The 14,863-nt window shown below is 62.2% G+C and carries 13 protein-coding genes; 6 read left to right on the forward strand and 7 right to left on the reverse strand.

What is annotated here, in order from left to right:
• Nucleotides 1–2: 2 nt before the first annotated feature.
• A complete protein-coding gene (locus GNZ13_RS05855; RefSeq protein ID WP_172161339.1) occupies nt 3–3,083 on the reverse strand; it encodes a transglycosylase domain-containing protein in 3,081 nt (1,026 codons plus the stop codon).
• 195 nt (nt 3,084–3,278) lie between these two features.
• Nucleotides 3,279–4,250, reverse strand: coding sequence for a LysR family transcriptional regulator (locus GNZ13_RS05860; protein ID WP_172161340.1), 972 nt, complete (start codon nt 4,248–4,250; stop codon nt 3,279–3,281).
• 168 nt (nt 4,251–4,418) lie between these two features.
• On the opposite strand from GNZ13_RS05860, the gene GNZ13_RS05865 reads away from it, so the two are divergent.
• From GNZ13_RS05865 to GNZ13_RS05875, 3 genes are all read left to right on the forward strand, one after another.
• Entirely contained in the window at nt 4,419–5,351 is a 933-nt protein-coding gene (locus GNZ13_RS05865) for a dihydrodipicolinate synthase family protein (RefSeq protein WP_172161341.1), read from the forward strand.
• A gap of 148 nt (nt 5,352–5,499) precedes the next feature.
• On the forward strand, nt 5,500–6,801 hold the full coding sequence (locus GNZ13_RS05870; RefSeq protein WP_172161431.1) for an NAD(P)/FAD-dependent oxidoreductase: 1,302 nt from the start codon (nt 5,500–5,502) through the stop codon (nt 6,799–6,801).
• 118 nt (nt 6,802–6,919) lie between these two features.
• The gene (locus tag GNZ13_RS05875; protein ID WP_172161342.1) at nt 6,920–7,615 is read left to right on the forward strand and encodes a TetR family transcriptional regulator; all 696 of its coding nucleotides are present in this window, start codon (nt 6,920–6,922) and stop codon (nt 7,613–7,615) included.
• A gap of 100 nt (nt 7,616–7,715) precedes the next feature.
• On the opposite strand, the gene GNZ13_RS05880 is transcribed toward GNZ13_RS05875, so the two are convergent.
• Genes GNZ13_RS05880 through aroQ form a run of 3 tightly spaced genes read right to left on the reverse strand, consistent with a single transcriptional unit; the run spans nt 7,716 to nt 10,505 of the window.
• A complete protein-coding gene (locus GNZ13_RS05880) occupies nt 7,716–9,095 on the reverse strand; it encodes an MFS transporter (protein WP_172161343.1) in 1,380 nt (459 codons plus the stop codon).
• A 46-nt stretch (nt 9,096–9,141) separates the two neighbouring features.
• Entirely contained in the window at nt 9,142–10,053 is a 912-nt protein-coding gene (locus GNZ13_RS05885; RefSeq protein WP_172161344.1) for a shikimate dehydrogenase, read from the reverse strand.
• Nucleotides 10,050–10,505, reverse strand: a complete 456-nt coding sequence (gene aroQ, locus GNZ13_RS05890; RefSeq protein ID WP_172161345.1) for a type II 3-dehydroquinate dehydratase — start codon at nt 10,503–10,505, stop codon at nt 10,050–10,052. The genes GNZ13_RS05885 and aroQ overlap by 4 nt, the downstream gene beginning before the upstream one ends.
• Nucleotides 10,506–10,825: 320 nt before the next feature.
• Here aroQ and GNZ13_RS05895 point away from each other — a divergent pair, with 320 nt between their 5' ends.
• The 3 genes from GNZ13_RS05895 to GNZ13_RS05905 all read left to right on the forward strand — a co-directional run bounded on the left by GNZ13_RS05895 (nt 10,826) and on the right by GNZ13_RS05905 (nt 13,701).
• Nucleotides 10,826–12,709, forward strand: a complete 1,884-nt coding sequence (locus GNZ13_RS05895) for a bifunctional sugar phosphate isomerase/epimerase/4-hydroxyphenylpyruvate dioxygenase family protein (protein ID WP_172161346.1) — start codon at nt 10,826–10,828, stop codon at nt 12,707–12,709.
• Nucleotides 12,710–12,947: 238 nt separating this feature from the next.
• Nucleotides 12,948–13,280, forward strand: coding sequence for a hypothetical protein (locus GNZ13_RS05900; protein ID WP_172161347.1), 333 nt, complete (start codon nt 12,948–12,950; stop codon nt 13,278–13,280).
• A 160-nt stretch (nt 13,281–13,440) separates the two neighbouring features.
• Nucleotides 13,441–13,701: a hypothetical protein gene (locus GNZ13_RS05905; RefSeq protein ID WP_172161348.1), complete on the forward strand. Its 261-nt coding sequence runs from the start codon at nt 13,441–13,443 to the stop codon at nt 13,699–13,701.
• Nucleotides 13,702–13,720: 19 nt separating this feature from the next.
• On the opposite strand, the gene GNZ13_RS05910 is transcribed toward GNZ13_RS05905, so the two are convergent.
• A complete protein-coding gene (locus GNZ13_RS05910; RefSeq protein WP_172161349.1) occupies nt 13,721–14,050 on the reverse strand; it encodes a hypothetical protein in 330 nt (109 codons plus the stop codon).
• A 12-nt stretch (nt 14,051–14,062) separates the two neighbouring features.
• The gene (locus GNZ13_RS05915) at nt 14,063–14,830 is read right to left on the reverse strand and encodes an AraC family transcriptional regulator (protein ID WP_153142323.1); all 768 of its coding nucleotides are present in this window, start codon (nt 14,828–14,830) and stop codon (nt 14,063–14,065) included.
• Nucleotides 14,831–14,863: the final 33 nt, after the last annotated feature.

A 14,863-nucleotide genomic window follows, 5' to 3' on the forward strand; every position in this document is an offset into this window, starting at 1 on the left:
GCTCATTGCACGGCCACCTTCGTCACCGAAGCCGTCTTGGCAGGCGGGTTCTGCAACAACGGTTGCAACACCGGCGCGAGCGTCTTCAGCAACTGCACCGAGAGCGCACTCGTGAAATCGTAATGGGCTGCATACGGCTCATGCACCCAGGCGGTCAGCGTGCCGTAGAAGCGGTCGCCCATCACAAACACGAAGGTTGCGCTGCGGTTCACCTTGCGCGACTCGATCAGGCGCGCGCCTTTGGCCCACACATTGAAGCGCTGATCGCCGGTGCCGGTCTTGCCGTAAATCTCGAGTGTCTGACCATCAGGGAACGTCATCCCCTGCGCGAGACGCTTGGCCGTACCGCCTAATACGACATCACGCAACAGCCCCCTGACAACCCCGGCGATCTCCGGTGACAACTGCTGCTGCGGCGCTACCGTCGCGCGCTGGAAATGCGTTTCGTACGGCGTGTTTTTCGCGAAATCGAGTTGCGTGAGGCTTTCCGTCGGCACCTTGTTGCCGTCGTTGGCAATCACGCCGATCAGTTGCGCGAGCGCAGCCGGCCGGTCGCCGGACGCGCCGATCGCCGCCGCAAACGACGGCGTGAGTGTCGCAAACGGATAGCCGAGCGCCTGCCACGCTTTGCCGATCGCATCGTACGCGCGCAGTTCGACCATCCGTTTGATGCGGCGGTCCTGGGTGGCGTGATAGCGGGTCTTGAAGAGCCACGAATACGTCGACAGACGCACTTCGCGGCTCGCGTTTTGCATCTGGTCGAGCGTCGCATCGGGATGGGTGCGCAGATAGTTGAGAGTCCACAGTTCCAGCGGATGCACGCTCGAGATGTAGCCACGGTCGTTCAGATTGAAGCGGTCGATCGCATACTTGTCGTACAGATTCGCCAGATCCTCATCGTCCGTCACGGAGGCAGCCGGCGTGTTCTTCAACGCGGCACGCATCTTCGCGTTGAACCACGCATTCGATTCGTCCGGTGCCACACTGCGCAACACCGTCGCCACTTTAGGCGGCGATTTGCGCACGCCGAGCAGCAGCAAAGCCAGTTGCTGATCGGGCGTTTTGCCGTGGTACTTCGTGTAGAAACGATTCATGTACACGCGGCTTTCCTGATCTGCGAAACGCGTGAGATACATCTTGCGGATCGCCGGATCGCCCAGCCATTGCGATGACGGCCCGGTGGTCTGCACCATCTCATAGTGGACGATATCGCGCATCAGCCGCACGAACACCAGATTCACCGAATGCTGGAATGCGCGGTGCACGGTGAGAATGCGACTGTTGTCGTCGGAGTCGAAATTGTTGAAGCTCTGCGCGCCGCCGCCCGTATAAAACGTTTCGCCCGGACTCGCCGAGTATTTGCGTTCCACGGCCGCATCAAGCATGGCTTGCAGCGAGCGGTCCGAGGTATGCACCAGATAGTCGAGCGCCCAGCGCGTGAGCTGATCATTCGGATCGGGCTTCACGGCTTTCAGCTCCGCTGTGCTCAGCGGGGCATAACGCGTATGCAGGTCGGAAACGATCTGCAAATACGTCACCACGGTACGCATTTTCGCGGTCGAACCGAGATTCAGCCGGGCGCCGGAGTTGATGTCGAATGGCTGGTTGACGCTATCGGTTTGCACCCGCACGAGGTTCGCGCCGTCGCGCCGTTCGAACAGCGTGAAGCTATAGGCGATTTTCGACGGGTCGTCGGAAGCGCGCAGCATTTCATAGCCGACGATCCCGGCGGCTTTCGCGCCGTCGCGCGTCGCGGCGGCGGCGAGGCGTTCACTCACGGCCTGCTGCACGGCGTTGTTGAGCGTGCCTGTCGCCTGCAAGTCGAGCCGGTCGAGTTCATAGAAACTCGGAATGCCGAGCGCCGTCAACAGATGCGAGCGCATCGACGTCACGGCCTTGCGCGACACGAACGAGTCCGCGTTCTGCGTATCGTTCGGTCCGTGGCGCAGATCCACTTGCGCGGACAGCGCGGCATCACGCAGCGCAATCGGTATGACACCACCGTTCGCCAGCAACCGTATATAGCTATCCGTCAGACGTTCGAGTTCGGCATAGCCGTGACGCAGGAAATACGACGGCGCGCGCTGCGCGATCATCAGCGAAAGTACCTGGCGAAACGCGACGCTCTGCTCGGCAAGATTCTCTTCTGTCGACGGTGCTTTGAGAATGCGGTTGACGTCGTTGAAATCGCAACCGTACCAGGCGGCCAGACCGTCGCCAATCCCGTTGATTTCGCCGATACCCGGTTGCGCGGCCAGTGGCACCGAGTTGAGATAGTGGACGACGATCTGCTGGCGCGCGGGCATGGTCTGCGGGCCATTCAGATAAGCGCGTACCGAGGCCGATGCGATTTGCCGCAATTTCTCCGGCGGCGTTGCCGTGCGCCCCCCCGCGGAGTGGCGGAACTTCTCGATTTGCGTAGCAAGCGTGCTGCCGCCCGGCGTCGCCTGATGCCGGTCGAACACGCGCGCGCCCTGGTCGACTAGCGCGCGGCTAAAGCGCCCCCAGTCGATCGCCGGATTGCGGTTCGGCTGATCCGGATCGAGCAGATAGCGGTCTTCGATAAACAGCAGCGAATTGACGACAAGCGGCGGGACCGAATCGAAGCTGTCATAAACGCGGCCCGGAAACTGTGCACCAAAGAGCGGCGTGCCGGTACCGTCGAAGAGTTGCAGCCCCGCCTGATCTTTTTCGGCGTAGGGAATAAATAGACCGTTATCGGCCAGCGACAGCATCCGCTCGGAATCACGCGACTGTGCGCTGATTTCAAACCCGCGTTGCAGCAATCGCTGCTGGAACGACGGCAGCAACGCGTAGCCGAGGCGGCTGTCGTAGGGGCCTTTGTCTGACTGAGGGAATCGGATGGAATGACTTGGACCGTCGTCGACGGAAAAACCCACGTCGCGTGTAAGTTCGGAGAGATAGCGTGCCTGCAGTCGAGACGTTTCGATCTCGACCTGGATAAAGCGGGCCGCCAAAGCCAGCGCGAGCAGAAATGCCGCTACCAGGCCCCATTTGAGCCACTTCCTTACGGACGCCGTGCCTGTCGCGCGAAGCGGTAACCGAACCAGTGGCCGATTCATGGCTGCTCTCCCCGAGCGTGCGCCATGCTCTTGATTCTGGCGCACCTTCAATCAAGTGTAGCGCGGAAAACGAGCATGCATTCGGTTCGGATTTACCCGAGAGTGTCGTCGCCGCAACACCCCTTCGCAAGACATGGCGGCGCGCCGCTTGGCGTGAGATATTGAACGTCTGTCTTGAGTCGAAAAACCGCTGTTTCAAGCGGTTTTTTGCTTCTGCATCACCTGATCCACGACCTGCCCCGATTTTCGTCCTCGCAACAACTCGATGAATTGCTCGGCCGGCGGCGACAGCACGCCGCCTTTGCGCGTCACAATGCCGAAGGTTTGCGAAGGCGACTTCAGTTTGACCGGCACGAAGCGCAACATTTTCTGCCGCACGAACAACTCCGCGATCGCGGTCGGTAAGAGTGACGCCAGATCGGCACTGCTTTGCAGTAACGCGACTGTCACAAAGGTGGAAGCGGTCGAGATCGGGTTGTCCGGCATGTCGAGTCCAGCCAGATCCATCTCCCGTTCGAGTAACGCGTGCAACGGCATATGCGAGGGATACATCACCCAGCGGTGGCCTGCCAGGTCACGCAGTTTCAATTCCTTCCTGGGCAATGGCGGATGGCCATAACCCACCACCACGGATAACGGCTCGTCTCCGAGCGGACGATAGTGATATTTCGACGGATCGGCGGCGACTGCCGCACGGCCGATCACCAGATCGAGCCGGCCTTCGTCGAGTTGCAGCAGCATGCGCGCGCTCGTGTCTTCCACCACTTCGATCGATAGTCCTGGATGCCCGGCATGCAGATCATTCAGTGCCGGCACGACACACTCGGGAATCGCGCCCATGATCGCCCCGATCGCGAGACGCCCGCCACGCCCCGAACGGATCTCGGCGACGTCCTGGCATAACGCGGTGAGATCCGTCGCCAGGAGCCGCGCGTAGCGGATCACGCAGTGGCCGAGCTCGTTCGGAATCATGCCGCTCTTTGAGCGCTCGAAGAGCGGCGCCTCGAACATCGACTCCAGTTCCTGTAACGCCTTGCTGGCGGCCGACTGCGTCATCGACATCGCGCCGGCTGCTTTGTGCAGCGACGTGTGGTCGTCGAGCGCGATCAGCAATTGCAGTTGCTTCATGCGCAGTCTCGACAGCAGAACGTTCAGGGTGTCTTTCATGGCATGCCTGGAAGCTGCGGGGTGAGTCGCAAAAGCGATCACAAGATGGAAACAATTCAATATACCCGCCACGCACGCGGCCGTATAGTCAACGGCGGAGACATTCAAAAACCCACGCCTAATCACCGCATCACGTCATCACCTCACCTCAGCACAACGCCCATCACCATGCCCCAAACACACAACCCTGCTCCCTTGCGCGGCGTGTTCCCCGTCGCACCGACCATCTTCGACGAGGCCGGCCGTCTCGACCTGGAAGGCCAGAAACGCTGCATCGATTTCATGATCGACGCGGGTTCCAACGGCCTGTGCATTCTGGCGAACTTCTCCGAGCAGTTCGCGCTGTCCGACGACGAGCGCAACACGCTGATGCACCTGGTGCTCGAACACGTCGCCGGCCGCGTGCCGGTGATCGTCACGACCACGCATTTCAGCTCGCGCCTGTGCGCTGAACGCAGCCGCAGCGCGCAGGCTGCAGGCGCCGCGATGGTGATGATCATGCCGCCCTATCACGGCGCAACGATCCGCATTGGCGAGCGCGGCATCCATGAGTTCTATCGCACGGTGTCCGATGCAATCGGGATTCCGATCATGATCCAGGACGCGCCGGTCAGCGGCACGGCCTTGTCCGCGCCGTTTCTCGCGCGCATGGCGCGTGAACTGCAGAACGTGTCGTACTTCAAGATCGAAGTGCCGCAGGCGGCGAACAAGCTGCGCGAGCTGATCGAACTGGGCGGCGACGCCGTCGTGGGTCCATGGGATGGAGAAGAAGCGATCACGCTGATGGCCGATCTCGATGCGGGCGCAACCGGTTCGATGACCGGCGGCGGCTACGCGGACGGCATCCGCTTGATCTTCGACGCCTATGCGGCCGGCGACACCGAAGCGGCCGCCGCCCACTATCAGGAATGGCTGCCGCTCATCAACTACGAGAACCGCCAGGGCGGCCTCGCGTCGTGCAAGGCTTTGATGAAAGAAGGCGGGGTGATTCGATCGGACGCGGTGCGCCATCCGTTGCCGCCGATGCATCCGGCCACGCGCGCGGGCTTGCTGAAAGTCGCGCGGCGGCTCGATCCGTTGGTGTTGCGGTGGGGCGTTTGAGTTCGACCGGCCGCTTATCAGATGAGACGAGGCTGGCAAGGCCGGCATTCGCTACGCGTGGATACCGGCCTTCTGTTTAACCGCCCCGAAGTGCAAGCATTGTCAGATGGCTGGACGTGAGCGCAACATTCCCGCTACCCTTAAGCCTATGCAAAGCTTTTATGAAGCCACTGTCGCCCGCTCTCCCGGGCACTCGTCCGCTTACGCGCCGCTAACTGGCCGGCGCAGCGTCAACGTCTGCATCATTGGCGGCGGCCTCGCGGGTTTGTCCACGGCCTTGGGACTCGCCGAACGGGGCGTCGCCGACGTCGCCGTGCTCGAAGCCGAGCAGGTGGGCTTCGGCGCCTCCGGCCGCAACGGCGGCTTCGTGTTCGGCGGCTACAGCCTCGATTGCGCGGATCTGCTGAAAACCCTCGGGCCGGCCCGCGCGCGCGAACTCTATGCGCTGACCACCGACGCCGTCGATCTGATGAGGAAGCGTATCCAGCGCTACCGCATCGATTGCGATGTAACCGACGCCGGCGTGATCCTCGCCAACTGGTTCGACGAACCGGCAAGGCTCGACACGCAGCGGCGCTTGATGCGAGATTCGTTCGGTGTCGAATGGGAACCCGTGGCGGCCGCGGCGCTCGCTTCACAATTGAAGACGAGCCGTTATCACGGCGGCCTGTTCGAGCGCAACGCGTTCCACTTTCATCCGCTGAAATATGTGCTCGGCGTCGCTGGCGCCGCGGCCAACGCGGGCGTGCAGATTCATGAGAAGTCGCCCGTCGTGCGCCTGCAGCCTGAAGGCTCCGGTTTCGTGGTGCATACGCCGCACGGCGCGCTCGAGGCACACCACGTGGTGATGGCCGGCGGCGGCTATGCGCACAACGTCTATGCGCGGGTCGAGCGCGCGGTGCTGCCGATCGCCACCTACGTGATGGCCACCGAACCGCTCGGCGCACGCCTGAAAGACGCGATGGACACCCGCGCCGCGGTCTACGACACCCGCTTCGCCTTCGACTATTACCGCCCGCTGCCCGACACGCGCATCCTGTGGGGCGGCCGCATCTCGGTGCGCGACCGCGCCCCCGATATCATCGCGCGGTTATTGCGGCGTGATCTGCTGAAGGTCTATCCGCAACTGCACGACGTGCGTATCGAGTACGCCTGGGGCGGCCTGATGAGCTACGCGCGGCACAAGATGCCGCAAATCGGCCGCAGCACGGACGGCGTCTGGTACGCGGTCGGCTTCGGCGGCCACGGCATGGCGCCGACCACCGTCTCCGGCGAATTGCTGGCGGCGGCCATCTCCGGCGAACGGCCGGTGCCCGACGCGTTCGCGGCCTTCGGCCTGACGCCCACCTATGGCGCGCTCGGTCTCGCAGCCGCGCAACTCACCTACACCGCCATGCAGACACGCGATGCACTGGCCGCCCGGCGCACCTCGACCCGGTCGACGCCGTGACTCTATTCAGTACGCAGTTCGATACGCGATTCAATACGCGGCCGCTTATGCCCAAGACCCGCTCCAGAGGCCAGTTTCGCCATGCTAGAATGCGCCGTCACTGCCGCTCGAATACACAATGAAAAAGGGAAGCAAGGCCGCCGAGCCTGATACCAACGGCATCGCGTCCGGCGCCCCGCGTGCCGACGCCCGACGCAAGTACGATCCCGAACAGACGAAGCGCAACATTCTCGACGTCGCGACCCAGGAGTTCTCCGCGATGGGGTTGACCGGTGCGCGCGTCGACGCGATCGCGGAGCGCACGAACACCACCAAGCGCATGCTGTACTACTACTTCGGCAGCAAGGAAGGGTTGTACCAGGCCGTGCTGGAAAAAGTGTACGGCGACATTCGCGCGCTCGAACAGGATCTGCACGTCAGCGAACTCGATCCGGTCGAGGGCATGCGCGCGCTGGTCGAGTTCACGTTCGACTATCACGACCGCCAGCGCGACTTCGTACGCCTCGTGACGATTGAGAACATTCACGGCGCGAAGTACGTCGAGCAGGTGAAGAGCTTCAAAGGCCGCAACGTCACCGTCATTCATACGATCGAAGATCTGCTCTCGCGCGGCATCGCGGCGGGACTGTTCCGCAGCGACGTCGACGCGATCGACCTGCACCTGATGATCAGCTCGCTGTGCTTTCACCGCGTCGGCAATCGCCATACCTTCGGTACGGCGTTCGGCCGCGATCCGTCGCACCCGCGCCTGCGTGCGCGTCATCGTGCAATGATCGTCGACGCCGTGCTGCGTTTCGTGCGCAAGGAAGACTGAAGCACATCTGAAACGAAAGAAGGGGGACGCGGCCTCGCCACGTCCCCCTTCTCTATTCCATCAGGCTATTCGATCGCGCTATTCCATCAAGCCGTGCGGCTCAATCCACCAGCACGATCCGCTTGATATCGCCGACGATAAAGATGTACGACAGCGCGCCGATCAACGCGATCGCGCCGATGAACACCAGCGCACCGACAAACGAGCCGGTTGCCGCGACAATGAAACCCACCACCAGCGGCGTCACGATGCCGGCAAGATTGGCGGCGAAGTTGAAGATGCCGCCTGTCACGCCGAGCAGGCCATCGGGCGCAATATCCGACACCAGCGTCCAGCCCAGCGCCGCCATCCCCTGCGCGAAAAACGCCACCGACAGAATCACGATCACCACCACGTTGCTCTCGACATAGTTGGCGAGAATGATCGTCGACGCGAGCAGCAGGCCGGCGATGATCGGCAGCTTGCGCGCCACGTTCGGCGACTTGCCGCGCCGCAGCAGCCAATCGGAGAAGACGCCGCCGAACATCACGCCGATCGACGCGGCAATGAACGGCATGATCGCGAAGAAGCCGATCTTCAGCCATGCCATATGGCGTTCGGTGGCGAGATACGTGGGGAACCAGGTGAGGAAGAACACCAGCGTCGAGTTACCGGCGAACTGGCCGAGGCAGATGCCGGTCAACTGACGATGCTTGAGCAGACGTCCGATAGTGCGCCATTCGAAGCCGCTCTTTCCGGCTGCAGCCGCTGCCGCCGGTGCGCCGGAAAGACCGGTGTCCTTCTTCCGGTGCGTCAGACCGCCGCCTGCTTCGATATAGTCGAGCTCCGCCTGATTGGCGGACGGATGATCTTGCGGCTCGCGATAGAACATCCACCAGATCACGCCGAACACGAGGCCCACGCCGCCCACCGCGTAGAACAGCGAACGCCAGCCGAACGCGCCCATCAGCATGAACAGGAACGGGCTGAAAAACGCGAGGCCGATATATTCGCCGACCGTGTAGGTGCCGGTCGCCATCGCGCGTTCGCTCTGCGGAAACCATGTGGCAACCACGCGGCTATTGGTCGGAAAGCACGGCGCTTCCGACACGCCGAGGCCGAGCCGGAACACGAACAATGCGCCGATGCCATGCACGAGCCCTTGCGCCAGCGTGCACAGCGACCAGAACGTCATCGACAGGAAATACGTGAGCTTGCTGCCGAAGCGGTCGAGAAAGAGGCCGCCCGGAATCTGCGAGGCCACGTAGCTCCACGAGAACACGGAGAACAGCAGCCCCATGAGCGCGGCGTTGATGCCGAGCTCCTTGGTCAGTTGCGGCGCCGCGATGCCGAGCACCGTGCGGTCCAGATAGTTGATCATCGTGCCGACCGCTAGCAGCGAGAGAATCTGGTAACGGGCTTTCGAGCGGCGCGCGGTGCTTGCCGTGGCAGCCGTTTCGCGTGTCGCGTCGGCGGGCGTGGATTGAATCGGTTGTGGCATATCGTTTCTGTCTCCTCGGTCGGGTTACGTACCGGATGTGTATGGCTTATGCACTACTGCTGCTGGCCTGACGTTGCAACAAGGACTGGAAATGCGTGTAAACGCGCTCGGCGTCGGGTTCCAGGCCCGTGAAGATCCGCATCGCGTCGACCGCCTGATACACCGCCATGCCGCCGCCGCTCAGCGTGCGGCAGCCGAGCGCTTCGGCGGCCTGCAACAGCGCGGTGCGGATCGGGAAATAGACGATGTCCGCTACCCACAAATCGCGGTGCAGCAATTCGACCGGCAACGGCAAGCCCGGCAATTTCGCCATGCCGGTGGGTGTTGCGTGAATCAGGCCGTTAGCGGCGGCGAGCGATTCGGCCAGCGAGCTGCCCGCACTGACGGTGGATGCGGGGAAACGCTTCTGCAATTCCACGGCGAGCGATGCGGCGCGCGCGGCGTCCACGTCGAATAGGGTGAGCGTTTGCGCGCCCATTGTCAGCGCAGCATGCGCGACCGCTGCGCCCGCGCCGCCCGCGCCCAGTTGCACGACGCGTTCCAGCGAAACATCCGGCAAGCCGCGTTGAAACGCGCGGGCGAAACCCGACCAATCGGTGTTGTGGCCGATCCGTTTGCCGTCCTTGAACAGAACCGTGTTGACCGCGCCGAGTGCGCGCGCGTCGTCGGAGAGTTCGTCGAGCAGCGGAATCACGGCCTGCTTGCACGGGTACGTAATGTTCAGTCCGTTGTAGCCCATGCGTTCAGCGGCGACGAGCAAATCGGAGAGCGCTGTGACGTCCAGCTTCAACGCGTCCAGATCGATGCGCCGATACACGTAATGCAGGCCAAGCTTGCTGCCTTCTTCCTCGTGCATCGCGGGGGTGAGCGATCCGCCGATGCCCGAACCGATCAGACCGACGAGAAACGATTGCGGGCTCGCTTGAGCGTTCGCTTGTGTGTTCGCTTGTGTGTTCATTTAGCCGCCCTATTCTTAAGGATGACCGCCATCCGCTCCAGAGCGAGCACATAACCCTGCGTACCGCAGCCGATGATGATCGCCTCGGCCACCGCCGACACGTACGAGTGATGCCGGAACGCTTCGCGGCGATGCACGTTTGAAATATGCACCTCGATGACGGGTTTTTCGATCGCAGTGAGCGCGTCGGCAATCGCCACCGAGGTATGCGTGTAAGCCGCCGGATTGATCACGATGCCGTCGACCTTGGTGCGTGCCGCATGCAGCCAGTCGATGAGTTGGTGTTCTGCATTCGACTGACAGAAGTCGATCGACAGATCCAGCCGCTCGCCCGCGTCACGGCAAAGTTGCGCGACGTCGTCGAGTGTTTCCGAGCCATAAATGGCCGGCTCACGCGTGCCGAGCAGGTTGAGATTCGGTCCGTTGAGGACCAGCACTGATGCAAAACTCATGACGACCACTCCTGCAAAAGTAAGGCATAAAGCGGACCACGGCACGCGCCGCGGCTCTACAACATGAGCGCAGTGTGCGCGCATTGGCCGCAATCGTCATTCGGGGTTTATACGAATTTGTACCATCTAGTTAGTTTGTATAAACTGTCGAAAAATTGCGTTATTGCGGGTGCTTCCGGCCTGCGCCCAGTTGGTTACAGGTAACTAGCTAGACCATTTTTCGCATTGCAACATGGTGGACCGCAAGCCATGCGAACGCGGCACAGCAACCGCATGGCACCGTCCCAACAGCCGTTTCATTGTTTTTGCAGGAGCCGTTCATGCAACGTTCGATTGCCACCGTGTCGATCAGCGGGACCCTCGTCGAAAAGCTGACCGCAATCCAGGCGGCGGGCTTTGAAGGCGTCGAGATCTTCGAGAACGATCTGCTGTATTTCGACGGCTCGCCCGCCGATGTGCGGCGCATCGCCGGGGATCTCGGGCTGAAGATCATGCTGTTCCAGCCGTTCCGCGATTTCGACGGGGTGAGCCCGGAGCGCCTCGAGCGCAATCTGGATCGGGCGAAGCGCAAGTTCGACGTAATGCACGAACTGGGTACGGATCGGATTCTGGTGTGCAGCAACGTCTCGCCCGACACCATCGGCGACGATTCGCTGATGACCGACCAGCTGGGCGCGCTGGCCCGTGCGGCCGAAGCAGCCGGCGTGATCGCCGGTTATGAGGCGCTCGCGTGGGGCAAGCATGTGAAGACCTACCGCCATGCCTGGAAGCTCGTCAACGCGGTGAATCACCCGAATCTCGGGCTCGTGCTCGACAGCTTTCATACGCTGTCGCTCAACGATACGGTGGACGCGATTGCCGATATTCCGGGCGACCGCATCGCCTTCGTGCAAATCGCCGATGCGCCGAAGCTCGCCATGGATGTGCTCGAATGGAGCCGCCACTACCGCTGCTTTCCCGGTCAGGGCGATTTCGATCTGGCCGGCTTCACCGCGCAGGTCGTGAAAACCGGCTACGCAGGGCCGCTTTCGCTCGAAATTTTCAACGACGGTTTTCGCGCCGCACCGACCGCCATCACCGCGGCGGACGGCCATCGCTCGCTGCTGTTCCTCGAGGAACAGACTCGCGCGCTGCTTGAATCCACCCGGCAGCCGGTCGGCGAGCTCTATCAGTCGCCCGCCGCGCCTGCGCACGTCGGCTACCAGTTTCTCGAGTTCGCGGTCGATCACACCACCCGCGCTCATCTCGTCGACTGGCTCGGCAAGTTGCGCTTTCGCCAGGCCGGCCAGCATCGTTCGAAAGATGTGACGTTATTTCAGCACGGCGCGGCGTCGATCGTGCTGAACGCCGAACCGGATTCGTTCGCCAACGCCTTCTTCCAGCAGCATGGTTTGTCGCTGTGCGCATCGGCGTTTCGAGTGGACGACGCCAATCAGGCGTTCGAGCGCGCCGCCGGGTTCGGCTACGCGCCGTTCTCCGGCCAGATCGGGCCGAACGAACGCGTGCTGCCCGCCGTGCAGGCGCCCGACGGCAGCCTGAACTATTTCGTCGACGAGACGCCGGACCAGCCCACCCTGTTCGAGGCCGATTTCGTGCTCACGGACGTCAACGGTCCGACTGAAGTGGGGCCGCTCGCGCGCATCGACCACGTCTGCCTGTCCGTGCCGGCGCCTTCACTGGATACGTGGGTGTTGTTTCTGCGGACCGCGTTCGGCTTCCAGGCCGAGCCAAGCGTGCTGGTGCCCGACCCGTACGGGCTGGTGCGCAGCCGCGCGCTGCGCAGTCGTGACGGTTCGGTGCGCATCGCACTGAACGCGTCGGTGGACCATCACACGGCGGTGGCCGAGGCATTGCACACCTACCACGGCTCGGGCCTGAATCACGTCGCGTTGAGCACCGGCGACATTTTCAGCGCGATTCCCGAATTCGTCGCCGACGGTTTGCCGGTTCTGCGCATCCCGCGCAATTACTACGACGATCTCGCCGCCCGCTATGCGCTGCCGGACGAGACGCTCGAGGCGATGCGCGCACACAACATCCTGTACGACCGGGACGAGCGCGGTGGCGAGTTCTTCCACGCTTACACCGAACAACTGGATCAGCGCTTTTTCCTGGAAATTGTCGAACGGCGCGGCGGCTACGACGGCTATGGCGCAGCCAATGCGGCTGTGCGGCTCGCGGCGCAGGCTCAGCGCCGTAAATAGGCGTTCGGCTGACAACGCAGGCGGGCTGTGGGCTGTGGGCTGTGGGCTGTGGGCTGTGGGCTGTGGTTTGCAGCCTACCGTCTGCGAATTCAGGCGGATCGGGCACAGCCCGTGCTTCATCGGCTTAGCGGACGCCGCACCGATATAATGGCGGTTGATCCGCGGCCCGGTGCCGCGCGCACTCTGCCCCATGCGGGCGCCGCGCGAACCGTCGGCCGAATGAAACGCCAGGAGAGATATGAAGAAGTTTGCCGTAGTCCTGTCAGTTCCCCTGCTTCTCAGCGCTTGCGCGTACTTCCAGAAGAACCCGGATGCCGGCGAGCCCGTCACGGACACCACCACGCAGCGCTCGGTCAACGATGTAGTCGCCTGCCTGACACAAGTGGCGACCAGCCACAACGCCGCGTTCAAATCGACCGAAATCCCGCAAGGCCAGATGCTCGACTTCGGCGATTCGAATATCGTCAAGGTGCGCAGCGACAACGGCGCGACCACCTACCGCTTCTACGCGGGCAAACGCCACGTGAGCAATCTGTGGATTGAATCAGCGAGCAAAACTTGCGCGCCGTAAGGTAAGCAAAGGTAATAATCGGCCAAGTGTAACGATCGGTAACTTGTTCCGGCGCAATCATAGTGTCACGGTGTTACATCACAATGGTGTCTTAAGAATCGTTTAAGACTTCATCCGCATGATCCACCCGACAGACACTATCCCGCACAAGGTGCGCTCCATGAACCAGCCCGATCACAACACGAACGAGACGACGGCACCGGCGAAGCGGCCCACAATTCTGCGCCGCCTGCTGAGCCATCACGAACTGGCGACACTGCTGTTGTTGCTGCACGCGCCGATCGACGCGTCCGCGAAACCCGAGATTCCGCAGCTTCACGAAGCCGGCTTGATCGAAACGGTCTCCGGCGACGCAGGCGCCTCGCATATCCGTCTGACGCCTGAAGGCAATGCAGTGCTGCGCGGGCTTGGCGTGAAGTAAGGCGAGTTTTACGTTTTCATTACGCCTGCCATACGGCGTACCCCGCTTCGCGCAGTCCAATCGCCAATTCCACTTCCATATCCTGTGCGCCGCGGTAAGGCATTGGATTGAACACTTCATACAATTCGGGCAAGAGGCGCAGGCCGTAATCGCGCACATAGCGATTCGCCTGAATGCCGGCTTTGTGCCGGTCGAATCTCAGATCCGGATCCAGTCCCGTCATTCCCACGTACACGCAAGGCTTGTCGAACCGGTAATCCGGATTCGCGCGGCGAAAGCGCGCCTCGTTCCAGACGGTGTCGTCCAGCGCGACGACGTAGACGTAGTAATGATGCTTGCGACGAACCATGTGTGCCGCGGCTCAGCTTCGCGAGGTTCCGTGCAGCAGCATCCGGTACTCGGTCGGCGTGATGCCAACGGTCGCCTTGAATTGGCGCGTAAAGGCGCTGTGGTCGGTGTAGCCGCAGAGCGCGGCGACGTCGGTGACCTTGTCGTGCGAAACCAGCAGCGCGGTGGCGGCGTCCAGCCGCGTTTTCAGCAACACCTGGCGCGGCGTCAAATGAAACACTTTGTGAAAGTAGCGCTCCAGTTGCGCTACCGACATATCCGCCATTGCCGCAAGCTGTTTCAGATTTAACGGCTGCACGTAGTTTTCCTGAATGGACTGCACCACCGCGGCCAGCCGGCTGTAAGCGGGATGACTGCTTTCGTCCGCTTTCAGGTCGCGGGAGATGCCGGCGAGGCCGACCACCTTGCCCGCCGGATCGCGCAACGGCTGCTTGCAGGTCAGGCACCAACCCGGCTGGCGGCCGGGATACAGGTGCAATTCCAGCTGATCGATCATCTGGCTGCCGACGTTGATGATCGCTTTGTCCTGTGCGGTGTAGATTCGACCGAAGCGGCGCGGGAAGACGTCCTCGGCGGTCTTGCCGAGCAAGGCGGCCTTTTCCTTGAAACCACAGCGCGAAGCCAGCGTGCGATTGACCAGCGCGTACCGAGCGTGCGCGTCCTTGACGAAGAACACGACGTCCGGCATCGCGTCGAACACGGGCTCGAGCAAAGTGAAATGCGACAGCATGCCGGACAGCGTTGCGTCGTCCGGTTCGAGCGGATGAGCCAGCGTGTTCATCGTGCGGGTTCCGTGGTCGGTGCGGTTTTGCGT

It is taken from the genome of Paraburkholderia elongata, from assembly GCF_013177735.1.
GTDB classification, from domain to species: domain Bacteria; phylum Pseudomonadota; class Gammaproteobacteria; order Burkholderiales; family Burkholderiaceae; genus Paraburkholderia; species Paraburkholderia elongata.